Below are 22,810 nucleotides of genomic sequence, written 5' to 3' on the forward strand. Positions count from 1 at the left end.
CTACGACATCCTATCAAAGCTGATACGAGGATCCACCAGCACATAACTCAAATCTGAAAGCAACCTGGAGAGCAGACCAATAATCGTAAAAAAATAAAGGGTCCCCAGTACTACGGGGTAATCCCTGTTTAACACAGATTCGTAGGCCAGCAGTCCCATGCCGTCCAGGGAAAAAATAGTTTCGATCAAGAGGCTCCCGGTAAAAAAAGCAGTAATAAAGGATCCGGGAAAGCCGGTAATTATAGGAATGATGGCATTACGAAAAACATGCTTATACAGTACCTGATTCTCTGAAAGTCCCTTGGCCCAGGCTGTCATCACATATTGTTTCCTGATTTCTTCCAGAAAAGAATTTTTTGTCAACAGTGTCATCACGGCAAGGCTGCCTACAGTCGAGGCGATAATCGGCAGCACCATGTGCCAGAGATAATCAAGAATTTTCGCCATCACAGACAACTCCTGCCAATTATCTGAAACAAGACCACGCAACGGAAAGATACTCCAGAAACTGCCGCCGCCAAATAACACAATCAAGACAATACCAAGCACAAAGCCGGGAATTGCGTAGCCGACAAGAATAACGGAGCTGGTGATTACATCAAAGGATGAACCGTCGCGAACAGCCTTACTGATTCCTAAAGGGATACAGATGGAGTAAACCAGGAAAAAAGACCACAAGCCTAACGACATGGACACAGGTAATTTGGATACAACCAGCTGGACCACACTTTGGTGATGATAATAGGATTGGCCGAAATCAAACACCAGATAATTTTTCATCATTTCCCAAAAACGCTCGACCGGCGGTTTATTAAAACCATACAACTGTTTTAGCTGTTCTACCCTGTCTTGGTCCAGGCCTCGATCTCCCTGGTATAAACCGACACCGGTTTTTACTTCGCCTCCATTGCCCTGCCCTTCAAGTTCGGCCATCATCCGTTCCACCGGACCACCGGGTACAAACTGCGTCACAGTAAAGGTGATCAGCATGACCCCAAACAAGGTGGGAATCATAAGCAACACTCGTTTAAAAATATACCAGCTCATTTTTCCACCACTATGGCTACACCGCCTCGACGAGGATCACCAACACCTGTTTTTCCAGGCACCACCGTATGTACACCTCCAAAATAAACACTCTGTTCTTTCCAGCAATTAACCTTTACCTGTTTGCCGACTGCGTCAATAACATCAGCTGCAAAACCAGGCTCCACCTGGAGTAACTCGCCATCCCAGTATAAACGAGGAGCTTCTACCGCCTGTTGAACTTCGCGCTCATGATCAACGATCTGGGTCAGAACCTGGGTGATGGCTGTCCGGATCCGTTTTGAACCTCCACTGCCCATAACCAACTTGACCGCTCCTTCCGCATCCAACAAAAGCGATGGCGACATCATCGACCCTACCCTTTCACCGGGGGGAGCGGCATGAAACCCATCCGGATGGAGGTCGTCCTCCCCCATCATATTATTGAGCATAATCCCTGTTCCAGGCGCAAAATAGCCAGAGCCCTCTCCGTTGGAGCAGGTCATCGAGGCTACATTACCATCTCTGTCGGCAATACTGACATGGGTTGTTCCACGGGAAAAAAGCCGCACACTGCGGGCAGCCTGTTCGAGCTGCGCTGAGTCCATTAATTGTTCGAGTTTATGCGCCGTTATCCACCCCTGTTCTCTGAGCCGTTCCACTTCCTGCATGATGGCTGTTGTCTGCAAAAGATAGTGACTCGACCCAAAAGGGTACTTCTCCTCTACTTGTTGATGCAGAGCAAGGGAAAGGGCAATCAGTGTGCCCCCAAATGAAGGAGGAGGGCTTGTAAGCAGAGTGTGCTTACCATATCCGACCTGCAGTGGTTTTCGCTCGATCACCTTATAGGCTGCAAGATCTTTCAGGGTCAGCAGTCCTTCCCCTTCCCGCATGTCGCGGACAATTGCTTGGGCAATGTCACCTTCGTAAAAGCTGCGTCCCTGATCTTCTCCGACCTGTTCAAGGAATCCAGCCAGTTCAGCATTTAGCAGGGTGTCACCTTCTGTGAGATACGTGCCCTCCGGTTCGTACAACCTTTTTCCGGTTTCGCTCAGGGTCAAGATCGGATACAGGAGCTGCATAAAAACACTTTGAAAATCATTGAGTACGTGCCCTTTTGCCAAATGCAGTGCAGGCTGCAGGACATCTCGTAAGTCCATATAGCCGAGTCGGTCATGTACATGCAGCAGCCCTTTCAGTATTCCGGGCACAGCCACGGAGCCAAGGCCGATGTTAAAATCCTGATCAGACCCCCCAAAGGCAACGGTTACCGGAAAAAAATGGGGCTCGGGAATTTCGCACAACCCTCTGCCTGGGGTATCAACAAAAAAATCAAAGAAAATTTCCTGTAGCGGCCGGTGCTTCCCGCTGGTTCGAGCTAAAAGAAAACCACCGCCGCCAAGACTGGTCAGGCACGGCTCCACTACGGCCCCAGCAAAACCAGCCGCAACTGCTGCATCAAAGGCATTACCACCACCCTCAAGGACGGTGGCAGCTGCCTTACTCACCAGATGGTGCCCGGTAGCGACAATTGAACGTGAATAGAGACTCATGACCAGTATTCATTATGAAGTTGTTGGAGCATTTCAGGAAAATTCCTGCCTTCTGCAATCAGCTGACGCTGTTTATCGGCACCGTTCATTGTGTGACAAAGTTCTCCTATGGCAGCCACGTATGCCTGGCTGCCGAAACTGACCAGCATTGGCTGGACAACCGTAATGAGTCTGGAAAGAGCATCCACCATGGGCATACTCCCATGCCCTAGCAGGCCAAGCGGATCAACAAAAATACCACCCAGCCCATGCCGTGCTGCCTGCCATTTATTGCGACTGAGCACCTGATGACTGATCGGTTGATGTTCAGCCATATTTCGTGTCAAACCTGCTACCAGTCCCTGTGCCAGGGCAACCAGACCAAGCACGTGGGCAAAACGCAGCGGTAAATCAAAGATACGAATTTCAACAGTGCCTAAAAAAGGGCTCGGACGAACATCCCACCAAAGATCACGAAAATCAGCAATAACATGGTTATCGCGCAACATCTGTACTTCCCGTTCAAACCCTTTCCACGTTTGATGAAAACCGGTCAGTCCCGCCAGGGGCAAGGCTTCAAAAAGTTTTGTTCGGTACGAGCTAAACCCTGTATCCTCGCCTCTAAAAAAAGGAGAGGAACAACTCGGTGCCAGCAGCAGCGGTAAATACGCCTGGATGGTATCACATACCTTGATGGCAGTTTCACCATCAGGCATACCAACATGCACATGCAATCCCTGACATATAAATTGCCGGCCGACATACTGCAGCTCTTTCATGATCCGTGCATACCGTTCACCAAAACTGAGCACCTGATCTTCAGGACAGGCAAAGGGATGCAGACTACTGGAAGAAAGAAGACAGTTATGCGCCTCAGCGACCTTTTGCACAGCGAGAATCGTCGCCTGCAAATCCTCTTTTGCGTCATCCACAGTATCACAGACCACAGTACGAATCTCAACAATCGACTGCAGAAACTCCTGCACGACTCTGGACTGAAGTGCATCTGGTACGTGATCGATAATGGTAGGTGCCACAGGAACAAGGTTAAATGATTCCCGGTCAATAAGCTGGAACTCCAGTTCCACCCCAAGGGTAAAAAAGCGACTTCCAGCAAATTCGATTGGTGTCATTATTTTTTCCCTCGCACGTTTTTCTCAGCTGGTCCTGGAAAACCTATCTATAGGCAATTACCAGACAAATGATCAAGCGCTCTCCGAGCTACCAAAGCAAGCCACTGGGTACCATAGGTTAATACCTTTTCATCAAAATCATAGCGTCCGGAATGTGCAGGGCCCCGAGTATCTCCAGCAACCTGCGCACCAAAACGTACCAAACAACCTGGGACCTGCTGCTGGTAAAAAGCAAAATCTTCCCCGCCAAGACTGGGAGCCTCTTGATTTCCTACCTGTTCTCTGCCCACCAGCTCCACTGCTGCTTTCCTTGCCAGACCTGCTGCCTGTGTATCATTTATTACCGCAGGCATGCCATCAAGAAATTCCAACTCGATTTCTGCATTACTCATATCCTGCACCCCTTGGATAAGTCGCTGCAGTGCAGCTATCAGACAATTACGGGTCTCAGGATGAGCGCTACGGATAGTGCCCTCAAGCACTGCCTCTTCAGCAATGGCATTAAGCACGGTTCCGGCGCGAAGTTTGCCGACAGTAACCACGGCAGCATGCGAGGGATTTATCTGGCGGGAGACAAGCGTTTGCATATTCATAACCAGATTAGCCGCAAGGACTACAGAATCTATCGCTTCATGGGGCCTGGCTGCGTGACCTCCACGCCCATGAATACGGATGATAAACGGATCAGCATAGGAACATATAAGCCCTGCATCCACCGTAAAATGACCGGGAGCAAAATGGGTGTCTATATGACCTCCGAAAATCATATCCACCTGATCAAGCCCCCCTTCTGTTACAACTTGTGCCGCCCCATTACCAGCCTCCTCAGCCGGTTGAAAAAGAAGGATGACCCGACCGGAAAAATCACCTCGATGCAAAAGATGAGCAGCACCAAGCAGCATGGCCACATGACCGTCATGTCCACAGGCATGCATGACACCGGGATTTTCCGAGGCAAAAAGCAACCCGGTTTTTTCCTCAATGGGCAGCGCATCCATATCGGCCCGCAAGGCTATGGTTGCGTTTTTTATACTGCTGCCCTCCTGCTGCCCTTTGATTTCAGCCCGTATGCCGGTGGTAGCCAATTGCCGGTATGGAATATTGAGCGTCTCAAGTTCCCGGCGAATAAGTGCTGATGTACTCTCCTCTTTATAACTGAGTTCAGGAAACCTGTGTATAGTTCTACGCAATTCAATTACGCGGGCTAAGAGCGTTTGAGTGAGTGGCATGCTTACGTTTCCCTGGTGGTATAGCAGTACAAAAACGTCACGATATCTTTATATCACCGACATGGTTATACCCTTGCTCTTCAGATTGCTTGTCCTGACGCTCCCCCAGAGATTGAAGATGTTCCAGCTCCTGTTCTCGTACTTGCTCTGTGGTAATAGCCTGTTGCTGGACGGCTGAAATGGTGCCGACCTCATGCGGCTCTTGTACAGCAGTGGTGTGGGACTTTTGGGCGGCCACTTTAGTGCCGGCTCGTTTCAAGACTGCGAGTACACCGTCTTGCACCATCACCGCACTCACCAGTTCCCACCCCATACTTCCCTGTTCGTTTAGGGTGTTTTCCATTTCTTCATCATCAATATAACGCTCTCCCAAGAGACCGTCTTTGGCAAATTCAAAAACAATGGTACGGTATTGCCACATCATAATAATGTAATCTCCGTTTTCCCGGCCAACAAAAGCCTACAGTCGGCGTTTGCAAAGTTAGCCCGAATTTCTCATGAACTTTTTGATTTCAAACTCAATTAATTGATATTATTGTTTAAAAAGTAATTGTACAATTAACAGTCTGTTTTTCGTTTTCAATCAAAAAGTTCCCCCTTCAGGTCAATAGATTTTCCGCAGGATCTGCGTTACAAGCCACTTGCGGTAGTTTACTACAGCTGCGCGGCTTGTGCCTTGCCCTGCGAAAAACTTTATTGATGAGAAATCCGGGTTAGTGTTCAGGTATGACATTTGCTCCCGGCAGGCAACGTAACATTCCAGCCTACTTTGTAATAATTTTGGCGCCTCCGGGTTAATCGCATGTTTTTTTTACGGACAACAACCTCCCCTGGAGTTAGGTTATAGGCAAGCCAGGCTAAGGAACAAGCTGATCGTCTTTAAAGACACCCTCCGCAACCCGGCCATCTTTAAAAATCAATTTCCCTTTCCCGTTACGCCGTCCGTTTCTAAACCCCCCTTCATACACACTACCATCCGGGGAATGCAGCGTACCATATCCATCGGGGAGATCGTTTTTAAAGGTACCCACATATTCTTTTCCATCCTTATAGTCCAGTTTACCCAACCCCCAAAAAGCGCCCTGCTTAAATTCTCCCTTGTATCTGCTGCCATCGGGAAAGATATATATTCCCTCGCCATCAAACACGTCGTCTGCAAACATTCCCTCATACAGAGAATTGTCCGGATAGGAGAGCCTGCCCTTTCCCTGTTTTTTACCTTTGCTGAATTCTCCCGTATATTTTCGACCATCTGCATAGGTGAGAGTGCCCTGCCCTTCCATCAGTCCTGCGGCAAAGGTTCCTTGGTATTCACTATTATCTGCAAAGGTCAGTTTGGTGGTGCCACTAAACTTGTTCCGTTGCTGCGTATCCGTATACACATATCCGTTGATCAAATAGATTCCCTCGGCTACCTCGCTGTTTTCCGGAACACGAGCCACAATGGTCAAAGAACCATACTGTTCTCCGGCCTCTTCCCCGCGGTCTGCTTTGGTTGTCGCAACAGCCTCTTGCTCATTTTGGGCAACAGAAGATGGTAGTGGCTCTACCGGCGAGCCATTTCGAAACTCCCCTTTAAAAGAGGTGCCGTCAGCTTTTTGCAGAGTGCCTTGCCCATGAAGTGTATTGGCAGCAAAGCTGCCCTTATAACGACTACCGTCAGCGTAAACCAAAACGCCTTCGCCTTCCCGCAGGCCATTTTTAAACATTCCTTCGTACCGGCTGCCATCACTGTACTCCATCATCCCCTGCCCGTCGGGAATGCCTTTAACAAACAAACCGGTATACTCGCGCCCATCAGGCCAGGTCATTGTACCATTCCCTGTCATCTGCCCTTGCAGAAAGGTCCCTGTATAAACAATACCGTCAGGGGTTTTAAGTTGGCCCTGACCATTGTAAAGATCTTTTTGAAATTGCCCTTCATAAACAGTACCATCAGGAAGTGTTAATCGACCGTTACCCTCGCGATAAATATCCTTGTACTCTCCCTCGTAACGAGCTCCGTCAAGGTATCGACGCAGGCCTTTCCCGTCAGGTTTGCCATCTTTAAACCATCCTTCATAGGTGGAGCCATCTTCATAGGTCAATTTGCCCTGACCATGGATAGTATTGTTACGAAAATCACCTGTATACTCTTGCCCGTCAGGATAAAACAAACTGCCCCGACCATGATAACGGCCAAGGCTAAACTCACCCATATATTGCAGACCGTCAGCATAGGTAAGGCTGCCGTTGCCATCAACAACCCCTTCTTTAAACGTTCCGCTAAAGCGTCTCCCGTCAGCGCTGATCAATGTTCCTTTACCGTTAAAACGTCCTTTAGAAAAACCGCCTTCATACACCGAACCATCGGGGAGGACCAATTTTCCCTGTCCCCAGAGAAAACCGTGCTTGAATTCACCCACATATTCACGGCCGTCAGCGCTGATGTAATGTCCTTTGCCATCCTTGCAATCCCCTTCCAGACAAACAGCAAACCCGGAAGTGCCAATGCAGAGCAACAACCATGCGGGCAAAACCAGCAAAAACAATCTCCCCCTCAACAGCATATCAGTTCCCTTCCCTGTAAATTAAGCGTATTTCCTCAGCGATTAAACGAATCCCTTTGTGCACTTCTCCTTCATCCTGCGAATAATTGACCCTTATGCATTCATTAGTATGCTGCCAGCCTGGTTCTAGACCTGGAAAAAAGTAATCTCCGGAAACCACTAAAACCTTACGCTGCTTCAGGCGCTGGTACAATTCACGGCTGGTTATCGGCAGATCAGGGAACCAAAACCAGAGAAACATGGAACCTTCCGGAATATGCACCTTGTACTTGCAACCGGCAAACGCATCCTTGACAACCTCCATCACTTTTTCCATTTTTTGTTTATAAAAAGGTCTGATCACATCTTTGCTGAGCCGTAAGATCTCTCCCGATTCTATCAAGGGTGTGGTCAACATCGCGCCAAAGCTTCCCGGAGCGAGATTAACAACGGAATTAATACTCGACAGTGCATCTACATATTTTTTCCCGGCAATGATAATGCCTGTACGGGCAGCAGGGAGACCGAACTTGGAAAGACTCATGGAAACGATAAGATTTTCAGTCCAAATCGGTTGCACCTCAGTATATATCATACAGGGAAACGGTACCCCATAAGCGGAATCAACTATCAGCGGGATGTCATGTTTTTCGGCCAATTGAGCGAGCCCATTGATCTCATCATCGGTGAGAACGTTACCTGTCGGGTTGGTTGGCCGGGAAACACAGATAGCACCAATTTCTTCGGTAATTGAAATATTATCAAAATCAACCCGATACTTAAAAAGATTTTCACCGACACATTCGATACGTGGACGAACAGAAACAAAAAAATCGTCACTCAGGCCAAGGTCGGCATACCCAATATACTCGGGGGCCATGGGCAGCAGGATTTTTCTTTTTGTCCCGTCTTCACACTCCCCGGCAAACATATTGAACATGAGAAAAAAAGCCGCCTGGCTGCCGTTGGTAAGACAGATATTTGCAGAAGATACATCCCAACCAAACTCTTTGCGTAAAAGAGATGCCAGCGCCTTAAGAAATTCTTTTTTCCCCTGTGGCGGATCATATATCCCAATAAGCTTACGCAGGGCCTGATCGTCATCAATCAGTCTTTGCAGTTGCTTACGCATAACACGTTCAATTTCAGGAATGGAGCCGGGATTTCCTCCTCCCATCATAATCATACCACCTTCGGCCATCGCATTGCCCAAATCATCCATTAATGAAAGGATGCCGGCATCTCCTGAAAATTTTTCTCCAAATTTTGATAATTTCATGTGGTCCTTGTTCTTGTGCAGCTTCGTGGCTGCAACTTAATCCTTTGTAACCCTGTACTATTGTTTTTACCTGAACCTAACCTGTACCCATTTAGTAATGCTCCAAATGTGGACAAACAGGCTCGATAACTTGCGTAATGGTCTGTTTTGCCGCCTGATCGTGCGCAGAGGAAAGGGCAGACTCCGTGGTGTGCTGCTGAATGTTAGGTTTATCTTTTGTAGCTGTTCAGCAGTGCTCCAGATGCGTACAAGCAGACAGGATAACTATAGTAATGCTATGTTTTCCTGCCTGTTTGTACGTAGAGGTAAGCGCAGACTCCGTGGTGTGCTGCTGAACAGTCACTACCTTTTTTGAAAAAGACGACAATGAACTCCCGAATTAGCAAAAACAACCGCTGCAGGCAGTTCACGACTCTTAAATCCATATGCCCGACATCCTCGTGGGTGACGGGGTTCATAAGTCACATAAAAATGTTTACATTTCAAGCAATTTGGTCGTTGTGACCGTGGTTTATCATTCTCCATTCTCTTTCTTGTCCGGCCCATTATCAAATTGTTGCTTTGCAAGCTCAACTGCTTCTTTTTTTGCAAACAGGGTGACAATATCACCTGCTGCAAAACGGCTGTCTCCCTTGGGGATATGTAAGACCCCACCTCTTTCTATGGAAACCACATTCACAGCCTCGGTCAAACCCAGATCTTTCAGACGAACACCGACCGCCTGCTGACCGGCATCCAATCGAACTTCGACAAACACATTTTGTTCCTCTTTTCGTAACAGCATGTTGTCTTCTAAAAGCTGTCCCCGCTGTTTACGTACAATACCAACATCATAAGCTCGAAGAATATCGCTCCTGCTGATCAAACCGATAAGGGTTGTCTCACTACTTCTGCTGACAACCGGCAAACGGGCTAAATCACGCGGGGCCATTTTCTGAATCGCTGTCCAGATAGGCTCATCAGGAAAAACCGTAACCGGGTCCACAATGGCGACATCAACCACTTTCAGATCGCGAATAGGCTCATTGTCGGCACCCAGTACCTTTTCCAAATCCTGGAGGGTAACGATACCCCACAGCAGCCCTTTTTCGTCAACCACCGGAAAACCCAGATAATTGGTTTCCTGAAACATCTGATAAAGCTTTGCAAGAGGGGCGTTTTTTTCAACAACCACCGGTTCCGTATTCATTACCTCACGCACCATTACCCCCTGCATGATATCCAGATCCCGACCTTGATCAAACCGTATACCGCGACGGGTAAGCTTGGTTGTGTACATGGAATCATGAAACAGATACTGTGCCACATTGGAAGCCGTCACAGCCGCAATCATCAAAGGCAGAATAAGGCCATAATCACTGCTCATTTCAAATACTATCAGAATAGCTGTTAACGGCGCATGGGCACAGGCGGCAAACACTGCAGCCATCCCAACCAGAGCATAGGCACCGATCGGCCCTGACAGTTCTGGCAACAGGGTGGAAAACAAAGCGCCCAAGCTCCCTCCCAACATCGCTCCAGTAAAAAGAGACGGCGCAAAAACACCGCCCGAATTACCGGACCCGAGGGTGCATGAGGTAGCTATCGGTTTAAGAAAAACAAGCAGCAAAAAGGGAAGGAAAGCGGCATCTCCGCGTAAGGTTCGTTCAATAAACGCAAAACCCGATCCGTAAACATGCGGTTTATGTTCGGCAAGCTGTTCAGCTGAAAAACCAACAAGCGTTGCAGGTGACGCTCCGGTAAAGGCAATATAACTCATCCCAACCACGCCCAGCAGGACTGCTCCAACGGCAGGTTTCAATGCCAGGGGAAATTTCCAGCCATCAAAAATCTGTTCTGAGTAATCCAGGCAACGAATAAAAAAAATACCAACCAAGGCCGCAGCCAGTCCCAGGAAAAGATAGAGTAAAATTTCAAAAGGTGAAGACATGGAATATGCCGGGACCAGAAAGGCGGGCTGATCACCAAGAAAAACCTGGCTGACGATAGAAGCTGAAACCGCCGCAATAACCACATTGCCGAACATACGAACCTGCAGTTCGCTCATGAGCACTTCAATGGCAAACGCTACCCCTGCTATGGGAGCGTTAAAGGTTGCTGCAATCCCGGCAGCGGCACCACAGGCAACCAAATTTTTGATACGCTCATCCGAGAGATGAAGCAGTTGCCCGGTAACAGAGCCGAACGCCGACCCCACTTGAACAATCGGCCCCTCACGACCTGCAGACCCTCCGGAACCAATACACAGAGCAGAAGCAATGATTTTGGCAATAGCGACTCGAGCTCTTATCCTGCCACCACGGAGGATTAAAGCCTGCATCACCTCAGGCACGCCATGTCCTTTGGCTTCACGGGCAAACCAGGCAATCAAAGGACCGGCAAGTAATGCGCCACTCACAGGAACAAGCAGGTAGCTCCATATTCCGACATACGGCATTACAGCATGGAAAAGAGCATAAAGCATCTTCTGGATAGCGGCAATCAGGTTGATGAACAACACGGCGGCCAGCCCGGTGACACTGCCGACAAGAATGGCCAGCAATATCAGCAGAAGACCTTGCGGGGGAGAAATACGATCAAGAAAAAGACCCAGCGGATTTCTTTTCACGCTCTACCTCGTATTAAGGGGCTGGGTCCTTTTTGGGATAGTCATAAAAGACAAGCTTTCCTTCACCTTTTTTCACGTGCTGCCAGTGTGTAATATGGAAATCAAGCGCAACAACACCACAGGTCGGCACATTGTCTATATGCAATCCACCCAGAAAATTTGCCAGCATGGTGCATTCCGGATTGTGCCCAACCACCATAACGGTTGCAAGAGAGTCGTCCACAGTGCGCAATAACTCAATAATTGAGCTTGGCGAAGCACCGTACAATGAGTCAACAACCTGAATGTGCGTAGTCGAAAAGTGCACTGCTTTCGCCAAATGTCCGGCGGTTTTTGCAGCACGCCGGGCAGGTGAAGTGATAACCGCATCAGGGGATATCCCCCTCCGGTGCAACCGTTTGCCCATCATAGGAGCGTCGCGTTTACCCCGTTTATTGAGCGGTCGGTCTCTATCTTTCAAAGAGAGGTTCTTCCAACTGGACTTGGCATGACGACAGATCAACAGTCTTTTCATAACTTAGCCTAAATTTCGGCAGACTTCCGCCCACAGGGCCTTGTACGCTTGTGAGGCCCTTGAATTGGGTAAGGCTGCAGTTACAGGTTGACGATATATTCCCATGCGCTCGATATCGGCTAAAAAAGGAATAGGCTCCTGAAGGACACCCTTTCTTTTTCGCATGGCACCCATAAGTTCCATATGCATCTTTTTCCGTTTTTCCACCATGGAAAACATCACCAGCGCTTTGGTCCTTTTCTGCCCTATTTTCTCCATAAATTTAAACAGTTGTTTCAGGGACATCAGCGACAGGGTAGTGGGAATGATCGGTACCAGTATTGTATCTGCAGCATAAAAAATATTCTCTGCAAGCAGAGTCAGATTAGGCGGACAGTCAAGGATAATCCGATCATACTCGGCAAGCAATGGACGAAGAACGTTATTTAATCTGACGGTCGATTTCTTCAACTCGTCGAGGGCAATATCGATATTTCGATACGAAAAATCAGCCGGTAGCAGATCAAGTCCGAGGTAATCGGTGCCACGGATATTTTTTTCAATATGCTCGCCGCCCTTGAGCAGTTTTTTGGTATTCAATTTTTTGGGGGACCGTATACGAAAATAATAGGATGCTGATCCCTGTGGGTCCAGATCACAGAGCAATGTTTTTTCCCCTTGAGAGGCTGAGAGATAAGCAAGGTTGACGGATGTTGCTGTTTTTCCGACGCCACCTTTGATATTATAAACCGCTAAAATGCTCATATTGCCTCCTTTTTACAGGTGAAAAGCTTTTCAAAAAGCGCAATGTTGCGAGCACTGCTAAACTTGCCGAAAATAGCAGCAAAATCTCCGCGTGCTTTCACCTGCTCCCGGTGCAGATTGCTCATCAAAGCCCCTAAAGCCGCTCCAAGCTCGAGATTCTTCCGCGATCCAGGTCGAATCCCCTGTAAATGGTTGCGCAACACATCCTGCTGCACGGAAAGATCATTAAAATCACCAAGATAATTTTGTAATTTCTTGAGACGCTTTATGGCTGTAGCAATATCTTGTGCCGGAAAAAGAGAGGCAAAAAATTCGATTGCATAGCGCAATTTCTTTCCCTGGATTCGAAGACGGTGGATTTCTCGGTCGGGTGTTTTGTCGGTTATGGCCAACCCGTCCTTAAGAACTCTTTTATAGCGACGATAAATAATTTTTGTGGCAATATCAATCACCGGCGAGTCGGCAAACTTAGCTGACTGGGTATCTTCATTGTCAAGGTATGCCTGCCATGAGCAAAGGATTTCCTCGACCCGGGGACCCTTCAGCTCCCTGACCAGCGCTCGCTGTTCCTGAGCCCTTAATGCCGCAAGATTCTCAAAAAAGCTGTGCAACCCGTCTTGCAGTGTTTCCGGCAGGCGGGATTTATATTCATCCTCATACAGCAAATAGACATCCAGGTCGCGGGTGGGACCGGTAACCTGCCCGAGATACGCGAAATCCTCTTTATATTTCTCTACTACCGCAGGCGGAAGAACGCCCTTAATCAAGGAAAGCCCTGACCGGGTCCTTCTTACTGCTACTCGAAAATCGTGGAGAAACTCGGAATCCAGGTCTGCCAGAACCCCTGGAATATTGACATGCATTGCCTCAAGCAGCTGCTTATAGATAATGCCTACAGCTGAACGAGCAGTCTGATCAGGATCAAGATGGAGCACCATTTTTGAAGAATAATCACCAGGTGTTCTTCCCAAACAGGTGCACCCCTGCTCCATAGCGATGTAGGCAGGCGGCCTGTTTACAGGCTCAAACTGTTTCAATATGCTGCGTACTGCTTCAAGTTCGTCTATATATCCCCGGACCGGTTCCAGCCTCACCGCCCGCAGTCTATCGTCAGCACCTGTCATCTGGTGCTGCTCCAGAAAAAGACGCACCACCGTTTTCTCATCCTTGTTAACAAGCCGGCACTCCTGCACCGTAACTTCGCCGGAGGCTATTGGTGAGACGCAACGCATTTCCAAAATATCTGTTAACTGCTGTTGCAGCCCACCGACTTGAAACGCCTTGGCAAAGCACGCCTTATTTACCTTGGGTCCGCTCTCCTCCATAATGATTTCACCGGTATGGAGATCGTGCAGCCTCCACGCCGTTCCGACACAGGACAACAGGTAATCGTTTGCAAAAAGCCGCCAGTCAAAGGAATCGCAGTAGGTAATTTTGTGGTGCACTTCCGGTTCGTGAACCAGGCCGAACTTACGCTTCAACCGTTTGAACATGGCTGTCGGTTCCATAGTCTCGGGAAGGTACCAGTTATCAACTACTTGATGTTCCATGACGCTGTACTCCTAGCTTCGATAATCGGCATTAATTTTCACATAATCATATGAAAAATCGCAGGTATACACCTCTGTTGACTCCAGGCCTTCATGGAGGTCGACAGTGACCGTAAATTCTTTGTTTTTCAACACTTCACTCGCTGATTTTTCTGCCTCCGCGCCCAGGGCAAGTCCATTTTCAACCAGCAGCACCTCATCAAAGGCTATGGACACCTTGTTTTGATCAAAAACGCTGTCTGAACGACCCAGTGCTGCGATAATTCTGCCCCAATTAGCATCTTCTCCAAAAAAAGCGGTTTTCACCAGAGCAGAGTTGGCAATGGTCTGGGCAGCACTCATAGCCTCCTCCTGCTCTCTTGCGCCCTCAATTCGAATGGTGACGACCTTAGTTGCACCTTCGCCATCTTTGACAATCTGCAAGGCCAGATCATGGAGCACTCCATGCAGTGCAGTTTCAAACAGCTGTGCAGTCGCTGGACTTTCTTCATCAATCCACGAATTGCCGGCCGCACCGTTGGCCATTACCAGCACCATATCGTTGGTCGAGGTATCACCGTCAACCGTAATCCGATTGAAACTTTTATCCACCCCCTCCCTAACCATGCTATTTAACACCGGAAAGACTATCTGAGCATCGGTAACCACAAAACAGAGCATAGTTGCCATATCAGGCATGATCATGCCCGATCCCTTGGCAACGCCGAGGATGGAAACAGTTTTCCCATCAAGGTCAACAGTGGTAAAGGCTGTCTTGGGATAAGTGTCGGTGGTCATCATGGCCTGTGCCAGATCATCAAAACCGTCAGGTGAGAGTGTATCAACCAACTCTTGTATATTCTTTTCAAAAGGTGCAAAAGGTATAGGCTCGCCAATGACACCTGTACTGGCAAGTTGAATAAGCTCTTCTTTTATGGCAAGTTGCTCGGCTACCAAGGAACTGATCGCCAGTGCGGTTTCCATGCCGGCTTCCCCGGTACAGGCATTAGCATTACCGCTGTTTACCAGTACTGCCTGTACGCTTCCTTGCCGTAAACGATCCATATCGATCAGCACGGGGGCCGCCTTCACCGAATTGGTGGTAAAAACACCGGCAGTAACAGCCGGAGTGTGAGAATAAATAAGCCCCAAATCAAAACGATCCTGATATCGAATGCCTGCCTTTACGGCGGCAGCACTAAATCCTTTAACCTGCATACAAGCCCTGTATAATATTTAGTTTAATAGAAAGAGAATTAGTTGTAATCTAACAGATAACCTACAAAAAAAAAGGATGAACATAATTTATATTGGTCATTTTTGTTCATCTCTACCTATCCCCCCTCAACATGTGCCGTTATTTAGAACGGCCTTCGTAAATAATTATGGATAAAATTTACTGGATACTCACCACATCCATTTTCATTACCGATCTTGCCATTCGCATAGGCCTGTCTTTGCGAGTCATTATGCGCAAAAGAGCTGCCAGTGTATCACTTGCATGGTTGATCATTATCTTGCTGCTGCCCTTTTTCGGAGCCATCATGTATCTTTTGTTCGGAGAGGTAAGACTTGGTGAGAGAAGGGCCTCAAAAATACTTTCTGAACAACCTGTTATAAGTCAATGGACCCAGGCACTTTACAAGCGTGTTTCAGTTGACTGGAAACAAATTAATCCTGAATGCATCCCCATCAACCGGCAAATAGATGCAATGGTCCGTATCCCCACAATGCCGGATAACTGTTTGGAGCTCATCAGCGAACCCACCACTTTTTTACGCAAACTCATCACAGATATCCGCAGGGCAAAATCCAGCTGCTTTCTTCAATTTTACATATGGAACGAAGGTGGTTTGGCTGATAATGTTACCGATGCCTTGATTGAGGCAAAAAAACGAGGTGTAACCTGTCGCGTCCTGGTTGATTCCATCGGCAGCAAACCCTTTTTAAGCAGTGCGCCGGCTGAAAAAATGCGCTCCGTCGGCATAGAGATAGCGGAAGCATTACCTGCAGGACTCATCCGAGCACTTTTTGTTCGCATAGATCTGAGAAATCACCGCAAGGTAGCCATCATTGACGGCACCATAGCCTATACCGGCAGCCAGAACCTGGTTGACCCAAGCTTTTTCAAACAGGACCAAGGGGTGGGTAAATGGATAGATGCCATGGTCCGCATCCGCGGGCCGGTGGTCGAAGTCATGACAGCAGCTTTTACCTATGACTGGATGATGGAAAACCACATTCCTTTAGAGGATTTGTACCCTAGTTCAGACATTCACCCGGTCGATTCATCGGGAAACGCATTGGTACAGCTTGTCCCTTCAGGTCCGAACCTGGAAGAAGGAGCCATCCACAACCTGTTACTCACAACCATTTATGCCGCGCGGAAAAAACTCATCCTTACCACCCCTTATTTTGTCCCGGACAACGCCATCCTGGCAGCCCTCAAATCTGCAGCACAACGGGGGGTGGATGTAACCATTATTGTCCCTGAAAAAAATGATTCTCGACTGGTTCATTATGCCAGCAGGGCTCGATATGAGGTTCTGACCAAAGCCGGGGTAAAAATAATGGGCTTCTCCGGTGGCCTGCTCCACACCAAAACCATTACCATTGACGACGACTTCTGCCTGTTTGGTTCTGTAAATCTTGATATGCGAAGCTTCTGGCTCAACTTTGAGATGACCCTTTTTATTTACAACAAGGAATTCACCGCCAGGGTGAGGGAGCTGCAACAGAGCTATGTGCAAAGTGCGAGAAAAATAGACTGTGAGCTCTTCACCCGACGTCCTTTCCGGGAAAGATTCATGGAAAATGTAGCGCTTCTGGTCGGTCCTCTTCTTTAACCACAATTTCTCATGAACTTTTTGATTATAAACTCAATAAATTGATACCTAAATCCTGCAATTGCCAAGTTTGCCGAAGGTGCGAGGCTGCGTACACGCAGACGTACTGTAGTACTTCAAGTGTGCGCAAACAAGGCAGATTCGGTAAAATCGGACAATCCCGAAGGGTGGCAAGATTTAGGTTTCAATCAAAAAGTTGCCCCTCCGGGTCAACAGATTTTTCTGCAGGATCTACGTTACAAACCACTTGCGGTAGTTTACTACCGGAGTCTACGCTTCCCTGCAGCGCGGCTTGTGCCTTACCCTGTGAAAAACTGTATTGATGAGAAATCTGGGCTACTCAACATCACGGAACGGGAAAATACCCATGAAAATTCTTTTACTCAGCGATATCCACGGGAATTTCCCTGCTCTTGAGGCCATCGCGCAACAACATCCCTTGGACCAATTCGATCTCATCTGCAACAGTGGAGATTCAACGGTCTATTGCCCCTATCCGGATGAAGTACTCAGCTGGCTTCGCAAGTATCACGTTCAATCCATTCGGGGCAACACAGATGACAAGGTTATAAAACTCCTCAAGGGGAAAACTTTTAAAAAACCGCGCAAGCCGGAAAAACGTATCATGTACACCAGCACGGTTGAGGCTCTCAGCCCGAGCAATCGGCAGTATCTTTGCACCCTGAAAAAAAAATACACATGCAAGCATGGTGTACACAGATTGTGTCTTTTTCATGGTAGCCCTGAAGACCACGAAGAATTCCTTTTTCAAACCACCCCGGACAAACGATTTAGAGAACTTGCTGCCGTCACATCCTGTACCATCGTTGTTACAGGGCACTCTCATTCCCCCTATCACAAACATATCGAGGGCGTACATTTTATCAATCCGGGGTCTGCCGGGAGGATGTTTGATGGTAACCCGCAGGCTTGTTATGCAGTCTTGCAGTTACAGCACCGCTCGGTACAGGTTACTCATTTTCGTTGTACCTATGATATAGAAGCGGTTGCCGAACGTATCACCAGCCTCCATCTCCCCTCCATCTACAAAGAAATGTTTCGGACCGGGAAGAAACTCAACTGACAGAATGCCCCACTCCGACCTGTTTATTGATTGACAGCAGAGGCATACGCCTCTTCAATCCGAGCTTCCACATAAGCATATTCCAGCTGGTTATACTCTTCGAGGTCAAAACAGATCGCATCTTCCCCCAGAAGTCCACCTGGTACAAACGCTCCTTTTTCCTCCGGATCCGTAATCATGGCACCGTAAAAACAGACTGATAACCACCGTGGTTCATCTTCAATTACGTCAACCATAACATAGAGAACCGGAGCTTCTTTTCCGGCTGTCATACCGCGAAGGGAATAAGTCACCCCTGGTCGTGGATGGAACTCAACACTGCCCTTTTCTTTGTCCTGCAACTGTTTGTAAAACCGCTCAAACCCCTGCTTATTGTTCTCTTTGGTTTCGACCCAATCTTGAAGAAAGGCTGCAACCTCCTGCTGATACTGCTGCATATCTGCTACCCCGCTGTTTGATAGTTTTTATTTGAGAAAAATTACTAACTCCAGTAGACTCCTCTTGTTTCATCGGTATTCATTCAATACAATATGTTTAATACCAAACAGTTAAATTGCATTATCTTTTCTTATTTTCTTGCAAATTTTCTTCGGAATCTATCGAACAGTAGCCCTGTTCCAACCAATAGCTCAATGTATATTTACCAAGGGTAATACCCTTCATAGCCGGAGTCGGCACAAGGAGAATGACATGGGAGAGAAAAAAAAGGAAAACAATCCATCCTGTCCGATCGATACCAAACTCCTGGAGGGGACTGCCCTTAAGAACAAGCAAGCCAAACAGGATGATAAACGATGTTCGGTATGGATCAAAAAGGCCCATCTGGAATACGAAGCCGAACTCAAGAAGCTGCAAATTGAACTGATGAAGCTGCAGCTGCATATAAAAAAAACAAACATGCGGGTACTAGCCATCTTTGAAGGCCGCGACGCTGCAGGCAAGGGTGGAACCATCAAACGAATAACGGCCTTCCTTAACCCCCGCAACGCAAGGGTGGTCGCCTTAGCTGCTCCCAGTGACAAAGAGGTCAGTCAGTGGTATTTTCAACGATATGTATCAAAGCTGCCGGCTGGCGGAGAGTTGGTTCTGTTTGATCGTTCCTGGTACAACAGGGCTATGGTTGAGCCGGTTATGGGCTTTTGTACCGACGAGCAGCACAAACGCTTTTTAAAGGATGTATCTTTATTTGAAGAACTGCTGGTCAAAGATGGAATATACCTGTTTAAATTCTACTTTTCCGTTTCAAAAAACGAACAGAAAAAAAGATTTGAGGCAAGAAAAACTGATATTCTCAAACAATACAAGCTGTCTCCGGTGGACAACCTTGCCCAAAAGCTCTGGGATAAATACAGCATAAAAAAATTTCAAATGCTCAACGAATCAAACCGGACCCTTGCTCCGTGGACCATCATTAAGTCCGACGTGAAAAAGAAAGCACGTATCAACTGCATGAAACACCTGCTCTCTAATATTGAGTATGAAAAGAGAATAGACTTAAAAGAACTTGAGCCGGATCCAAATATTGTCATATCCGGGATTGATGAGATCAAGCATATGGAACAAAATCTTTTCAACCCCAGCGATCTCAGGGGCTGACTCACACTCCATCAAGTGCTCCGCTTCAGCTCGCCGCGTGAATATTCGTTGCCAAGCTGAAGGTACTTTGAAAAATATCCTGAAAAACAAACAGGGCACAGAGATCCCCCACTGTGCCCTGAAACATATCAACCCGGATTTCTCATGAAAGATGTGTGTTTCGGCGATAACTTTTTTTAGTAAGGAATACTTCTCTTCTCAGTTGGCCGCACCACAGCATTTTTTATATTTTTTGCCTGAACCGCATGGACAGGGCGCGTTACGACCTATTTTCTCTTCCTTGCGTTGTTGTGGCTGTCGATCATCTGCCTGGGGCCTGGTTGCTTTTTTCGCCTCTTCCAGCTCCTTCGCCCGCTGTATCCGCCTTTCCTCTTCCAGCCGTTCAAGTTCATCATCTTGCACAATCTGCACTCGCATCAACGTTGATACGGTCTGGAGCTTCACAGCCTCGATCATGCTCATGAACAGATTAAAGCCCTCGCGCTTATACTCGTTAAGCGGATTTTTCTGACCGTAGCCACGCAAACCAATCCCTTCTTTCAAATGATCCATTTGCAGGAGATGCTCTTTCCATAGAGTATCCACCATCTGCAGCAGCACCATCCGCTCAAGCTGGCGCATCTGCTCAACACCATTTTTTTCTTCCTGCCCGCTGTACCACTCTTTGACAGCATCGTTTAACTTTTCAACAAGCAGTTGCAAATCCAAGTCAACAAGCTCTTCAGGCGCCCACTCTACCTTGTTATTGAAAAGCTGCGCTACCCGTTCGTTAAACTCGTCCCAATTCCAGTCTTCCGAAGGTGTTCGTTCGACTGCAATATGTCCGCATATCTCATCGACCAACTCTGCTATCATATCCTCGACAATGGGCTGGACATTTTCACTTTCCAGCACTTCTCGACGCTGCTTGTATATGATCTCACGCTGCTTGTTCATCACATCATCATACTCAAGCAGGTGTTTACGAATATCAAAGTTGTGCCCTTCCACTTTACGCTGGGCATTTTCGATGGCCTTCGACACCATAGAGTGTTCTATGGGCTCGTCGTCCTCCATGCCGAGTTTGTCCATGATACCGCCAAGACGTCCGGAGCCGAAAATACGCAGCAAATCATCTTCAAGGGAGAGAAAAAAACGTGATGAGCCGGGGTCACCCTGCCTACCGGAGCGACCACGCAGTTGGTTGTCGATACGGCGGCTCTCGTGTCGGCTGGTACCAAGAATATGCAGCCCGCCAAGTTCGCGAACCCCTTCGCCAAGCTTGATATCGGTACCACGACCAGCCATATTGGTGGCAATGGTTACCCGGCCTGCATGCCCGGCTTCTGCAATAATTTCCGCTTCCCGGTCATGCTGTTTGGCATTCAACACATCGTGCGGTATTCCTTCCTTGGTCAACATCTTCGATATTTTCTCTGAAATATCAATGGAGATAGTTCCTACCAGAATGGGTTGACCTTTTTGATTAAGCTCTTTTATCTCATTAACAATATTGCGGTATTTAGCCTGCTGGTTCTTATAAATAAGATCGGGATAATCTTTGCGAATCATGTTCTTGTGGGTTGGAATAACAACCACATCCAAGCCATAGATCTTTTTAAACTCAGGAGCTTCCGTATCAGCGGTCCCTGTCATTCCTGCCAGTTTATCATACATACGGAAGTAATTCTGAAAAGTAACAGAGGCCAGGGTCTGGTTTTCCTTTTCGATCGTCACCTTTTCCTTTGCTTCAAGGGCCTGGTGAAGGCCATCCGAATAGCGGCGGCCTTCCATCGTCCGGCCGGTAAACTCGTCAACAATAACCACCTGACCGTTCTTGACTATGTAATCGACATCGCACTGGAAGACAAAATGGGCTTTCAGAGCCTGATTAATATGGTGTAACTGATTGATATTAGATGGATCGTAAAGATTATCAATGCCAAGCAATTCTTCTGCCAGGGCGACCCCGTCATCGGTAAGCATGATCTGACGAGATTTTTCCTCTTTGGTATAATGCTCTTCTTCTTTAAAATGAGGCATCAACTTGTCGACTTTCACATACATATCAGTGGTCTGCTCAGCCGGCCCGGAAATAATAAGCGGCGTACGAGCCTCATCAATAAGGATAGAATCCACTTCGTCGACAATGGCAAAATGAAAACCACGCTGGCAATAGTCGGCAATATCAAACTTCATATTATCGCGCAGATAATCAAAGCCAAACTCATTGTTGGTACCGTACGTTACGTCGGCATTATACGCTTCCCGGCGCTCGGCATCATCCATTTCATGGATAATACATGCTGTGGTCAGGCCAAGGAAACTGTAAACCTTGTCCATCCACTCCACGTCACGTTTTGCAAGATAATCGTTGACCGTAACCACATGGACCCCCTTCCCGGTGAGGGCATTGAGATACACAGGTGCAGTCGAGGTGAGTGTTTTTCCCTCACCGGTTTTCATCTCGGCAATTCTGCCGCTATGCAGCACTATGCCACCGATAAGCTGTACATCGTAGTGTCGCTCTCCAAGTACCCGCCTGGCAGCTTCTCGCACCACAGCAAAGGCTTCCGGGAGCAACTGGTCAAGGGTTTCTCCTTGTTCGAGGCGTTGACGAAACTCCACGGTCTTGGCTGCGATTTCTTCATCACTAAGAGGTTCAATAGAAGCTTCCAACTCATTGATAGTGTTGATAGTTTTACGAAGCTGTTTAATGATACGATCATTTTTACTGCCAAAAACCTTGGTAAGTGCTTTTCCGAGCATAAAATTCTCCAATTTCGAAGCCCAAGCTCCGAGAGATCAAAAAAATGGTAGAAATTACATTTAATAGAGGTGGGGTGAGCTTATGTGAATCAGTGCATCCTCATCGCAATCCGGAAACGTGGTACAATGGATACAGTCACTCCAAATCTTGTTGGGAAATTCCTGTTTATTCTTGTCTATAAAGCCAGAGCCTTTAAAAAATCAGCCTGATAGGTGAGTACGAAAACCTGTGATATTTCCAGACTCTTTGCCTCGTCAAGACAACACTGAACCAATTCTCTCCCAATACCGCACCCCCTGCTTTTTATCCATCACAGCCAAGGAACGTATCTTCGCCGGATCATCCCAACAAATGTGAAGAGAGCAGATTCCTTATATTTCGCCGGTTTCCTCATACACTATAAAATCTCGAAG

General features: G+C 47.6%; 17 protein-coding genes. 3 read left to right on the forward strand and 14 right to left on the reverse strand.

Going from position 1 to position 22,810, the window contains the following annotated elements; translation table 11 throughout:
* From ACHZCY_RS05830 to argJ, 12 genes are all read right to left on the reverse strand, one after another.
* Entirely contained in the window at window positions 1-1,047 is a 1,047-nt protein-coding gene (locus ACHZCY_RS05830) for a microcin C ABC transporter permease YejB (RefSeq protein ID WP_319548166.1), read from the reverse strand.
* Entirely contained in the window at window positions 1,044-2,579 is a 1,536-nt protein-coding gene (locus tag ACHZCY_RS05835) for a gamma-glutamyltransferase (RefSeq protein WP_319548167.1), read from the reverse strand. Before ACHZCY_RS05835 ends, ACHZCY_RS05830 begins: the two co-directional genes overlap by 4 nt.
* A complete protein-coding gene (locus ACHZCY_RS05840; RefSeq protein ID WP_319548168.1) occupies window positions 2,576-3,691 on the reverse strand; it encodes a carboxylate-amine ligase in 1,116 nt (371 codons plus the stop codon). The genes ACHZCY_RS05835 and ACHZCY_RS05840 overlap by 4 nt, the downstream gene beginning before the upstream one ends.
* Window positions 3,692-3,738: 47 nt before the next feature.
* Window positions 3,739-4,920 (reverse strand): M20 metallopeptidase family protein, encoded by a 1,182-nt coding sequence (locus ACHZCY_RS05845; RefSeq protein ID WP_319548169.1) that lies wholly within the window; start codon window positions 4,918-4,920, stop codon window positions 3,739-3,741.
* Between the two features lie 37 nt (window positions 4,921-4,957).
* Window positions 4,958-5,344, reverse strand: a complete 387-nt coding sequence (locus tag ACHZCY_RS05850; RefSeq protein WP_319548170.1) for a DUF4177 domain-containing protein — start codon at window positions 5,342-5,344, stop codon at window positions 4,958-4,960.
* A 433-nt stretch (window positions 5,345-5,777) separates the two neighbouring features.
* The gene (locus ACHZCY_RS05855) at window positions 5,778-7,445 is read right to left on the reverse strand and encodes an MORN repeat-containing protein (RefSeq protein WP_319548171.1); all 1,668 of its coding nucleotides are present in this window, start codon (window positions 7,443-7,445) and stop codon (window positions 5,778-5,780) included.
* 25 nt (window positions 7,446-7,470) lie between these two features.
* Window positions 7,471-8,727, reverse strand: coding sequence for a valine--pyruvate transaminase (locus ACHZCY_RS05860; protein ID WP_205222878.1), 1,257 nt, complete (start codon window positions 8,725-8,727; stop codon window positions 7,471-7,473).
* Between the two features lie 514 nt (window positions 8,728-9,241).
* Window positions 9,242-11,335: a chloride channel protein gene (locus ACHZCY_RS05865; protein WP_319548172.1), complete on the reverse strand. Its 2,094-nt coding sequence runs from the start codon at window positions 11,333-11,335 to the stop codon at window positions 9,242-9,244.
* Between the two features lie 13 nt (window positions 11,336-11,348).
* Window positions 11,349-11,849, reverse strand: a complete 501-nt coding sequence (locus ACHZCY_RS05870; RefSeq protein ID WP_319548173.1) for a SixA phosphatase family protein — start codon at window positions 11,847-11,849, stop codon at window positions 11,349-11,351.
* Window positions 11,850-11,852: 3 nt separating this feature from the next.
* A complete protein-coding gene (locus ACHZCY_RS05875; RefSeq protein ID WP_319548174.1) occupies window positions 11,853-12,593 on the reverse strand; it encodes a ParA family protein in 741 nt (246 codons plus the stop codon).
* Window positions 12,590-14,143 carry a CHAD domain-containing protein gene (locus tag ACHZCY_RS05880; RefSeq protein WP_319548175.1) on the reverse strand — a complete coding sequence of 518 codons (1,554 nt, stop codon included), beginning with the start codon at window positions 14,141-14,143 and terminating at the stop codon, window positions 12,590-12,592. Before ACHZCY_RS05880 ends, ACHZCY_RS05875 begins: the two co-directional genes overlap by 4 nt.
* A 12-nt stretch (window positions 14,144-14,155) precedes the next feature.
* Window positions 14,156-15,340 carry a bifunctional glutamate N-acetyltransferase/amino-acid acetyltransferase ArgJ gene (gene argJ / locus ACHZCY_RS05885; protein ID WP_205222873.1) on the reverse strand — a complete coding sequence of 395 codons (1,185 nt, stop codon included), beginning with the start codon at window positions 15,338-15,340 and terminating at the stop codon, window positions 14,156-14,158.
* A 167-nt stretch (window positions 15,341-15,507) separates the two neighbouring features.
* Between argJ and cls the strand changes: the two genes are divergently transcribed.
* Both cls and ACHZCY_RS05895 read left to right on the forward strand, forming a co-directional pair.
* Window positions 15,508-16,968, forward strand: coding sequence for a cardiolipin synthase (gene cls, locus ACHZCY_RS05890; protein ID WP_394713359.1), 1,461 nt, complete (start codon window positions 15,508-15,510; stop codon window positions 16,966-16,968).
* 367 nt (window positions 16,969-17,335) lie between these two features.
* A complete protein-coding gene (locus ACHZCY_RS05895; RefSeq protein WP_319548176.1) occupies window positions 17,336-18,052 on the forward strand; it encodes a metallophosphoesterase family protein in 717 nt (238 codons plus the stop codon).
* 23 nt (window positions 18,053-18,075) lie between these two features.
* Here ACHZCY_RS05895 and ACHZCY_RS05900 read toward each other — a convergent pair whose 3' ends face one another.
* Complete coding sequence (locus ACHZCY_RS05900; protein WP_319548177.1) at window positions 18,076-18,489, reverse strand: hypothetical protein; 414 nt, start codon at window positions 18,487-18,489, stop codon at window positions 18,076-18,078.
* 253 nt (window positions 18,490-18,742) lie between these two features.
* Here ACHZCY_RS05900 and ppk2 point away from each other — a divergent pair, with 253 nt between their 5' ends.
* A complete protein-coding gene (gene ppk2, locus ACHZCY_RS05905) occupies window positions 18,743-19,648 on the forward strand; it encodes a polyphosphate kinase 2 (RefSeq protein WP_205222870.1) in 906 nt (301 codons plus the stop codon).
* A 198-nt stretch (window positions 19,649-19,846) separates the two neighbouring features.
* On the opposite strand, the gene secA is transcribed toward ppk2, so the two are convergent.
* A complete protein-coding gene (secA, locus tag ACHZCY_RS05910) occupies window positions 19,847-22,396 on the reverse strand; it encodes a preprotein translocase subunit SecA (protein ID WP_205222869.1) in 2,550 nt (849 codons plus the stop codon).
* Window positions 22,397-22,810: the final 414 nt, after the last annotated feature.

Origin of the sequence: Desulfogranum marinum (assembly GCF_963675105.2) — a bacterium.
Taxonomy (GTDB): domain Bacteria; phylum Desulfobacterota; class Desulfobulbia; order Desulfobulbales; family Desulfobulbaceae; genus Desulfogranum; species Desulfogranum marinum.

Bases quoted from the DNA above. Each gene is read 5' to 3' on its own strand.
- ACHZCY_RS05830 (WP_319548166.1), bottom strand. From the start codon at position 1,047: ATGAGCTGGTATATTTTTAAACGAGTGTTGCTTATGATTCCCACCTTG.
- ACHZCY_RS05835 (WP_319548167.1), bottom strand. From the start codon at position 2,579: ATGAGTCTCTATTCACGTTCAATTGTCGCTACCGGGCACCATCTGGTG.
- ACHZCY_RS05840 (WP_319548168.1), bottom strand. From the start codon at position 3,691: ATGACACCAATCGAATTTGCTGGAAGTCGCTTTTTTACCCTTGGGGTG.
- ACHZCY_RS05845 (WP_319548169.1), bottom strand. From the start codon at position 4,920: ATGCCACTCACTCAAACGCTCTTAGCCCGCGTAATTGAATTGCGTAGA.
- ACHZCY_RS05850 (WP_319548170.1), bottom strand. From the start codon at position 5,344: ATGATGTGGCAATACCGTACCATTGTTTTTGAATTTGCCAAAGACGGT.
- ACHZCY_RS05860 (WP_205222878.1), bottom strand. From the start codon at position 8,727: ATGAAATTATCAAAATTTGGAGAAAAATTTTCAGGAGATGCCGGCATC.
- ACHZCY_RS05870 (WP_319548173.1), bottom strand. From the start codon at position 11,849: ATGAAAAGACTGTTGATCTGTCGTCATGCCAAGTCCAGTTGGAAGAAC.
- ACHZCY_RS05875 (WP_319548174.1), bottom strand. From the start codon at position 12,593: ATGAGCATTTTAGCGGTTTATAATATCAAAGGTGGCGTCGGAAAAACA.
- ACHZCY_RS05880 (WP_319548175.1), bottom strand. From the start codon at position 14,143: ATGGAACATCAAGTAGTTGATAACTGGTACCTTCCCGAGACTATGGAA.
- argJ (WP_205222873.1), bottom strand. From the start codon at position 15,340: ATGCAGGTTAAAGGATTTAGTGCTGCCGCCGTAAAGGCAGGCATTCGA.
- cls (WP_394713359.1), top strand. From the start codon at position 15,508: ATGGATAAAATTTACTGGATACTCACCACATCCATTTTCATTACCGAT.
- ACHZCY_RS05895 (WP_319548176.1), top strand. From the start codon at position 17,336: ATGAAAATTCTTTTACTCAGCGATATCCACGGGAATTTCCCTGCTCTT.
- ACHZCY_RS05900 (WP_319548177.1), bottom strand. From the start codon at position 18,489: ATGCAGCAGTATCAGCAGGAGGTTGCAGCCTTTCTTCAAGATTGGGTC.
- ppk2 (WP_205222870.1), top strand. From the start codon at position 18,743: ATGGGAGAGAAAAAAAAGGAAAACAATCCATCCTGTCCGATCGATACC.
- secA (WP_205222869.1), bottom strand. From the start codon at position 22,396: ATGCTCGGAAAAGCACTTACCAAGGTTTTTGGCAGTAAAAATGATCGT.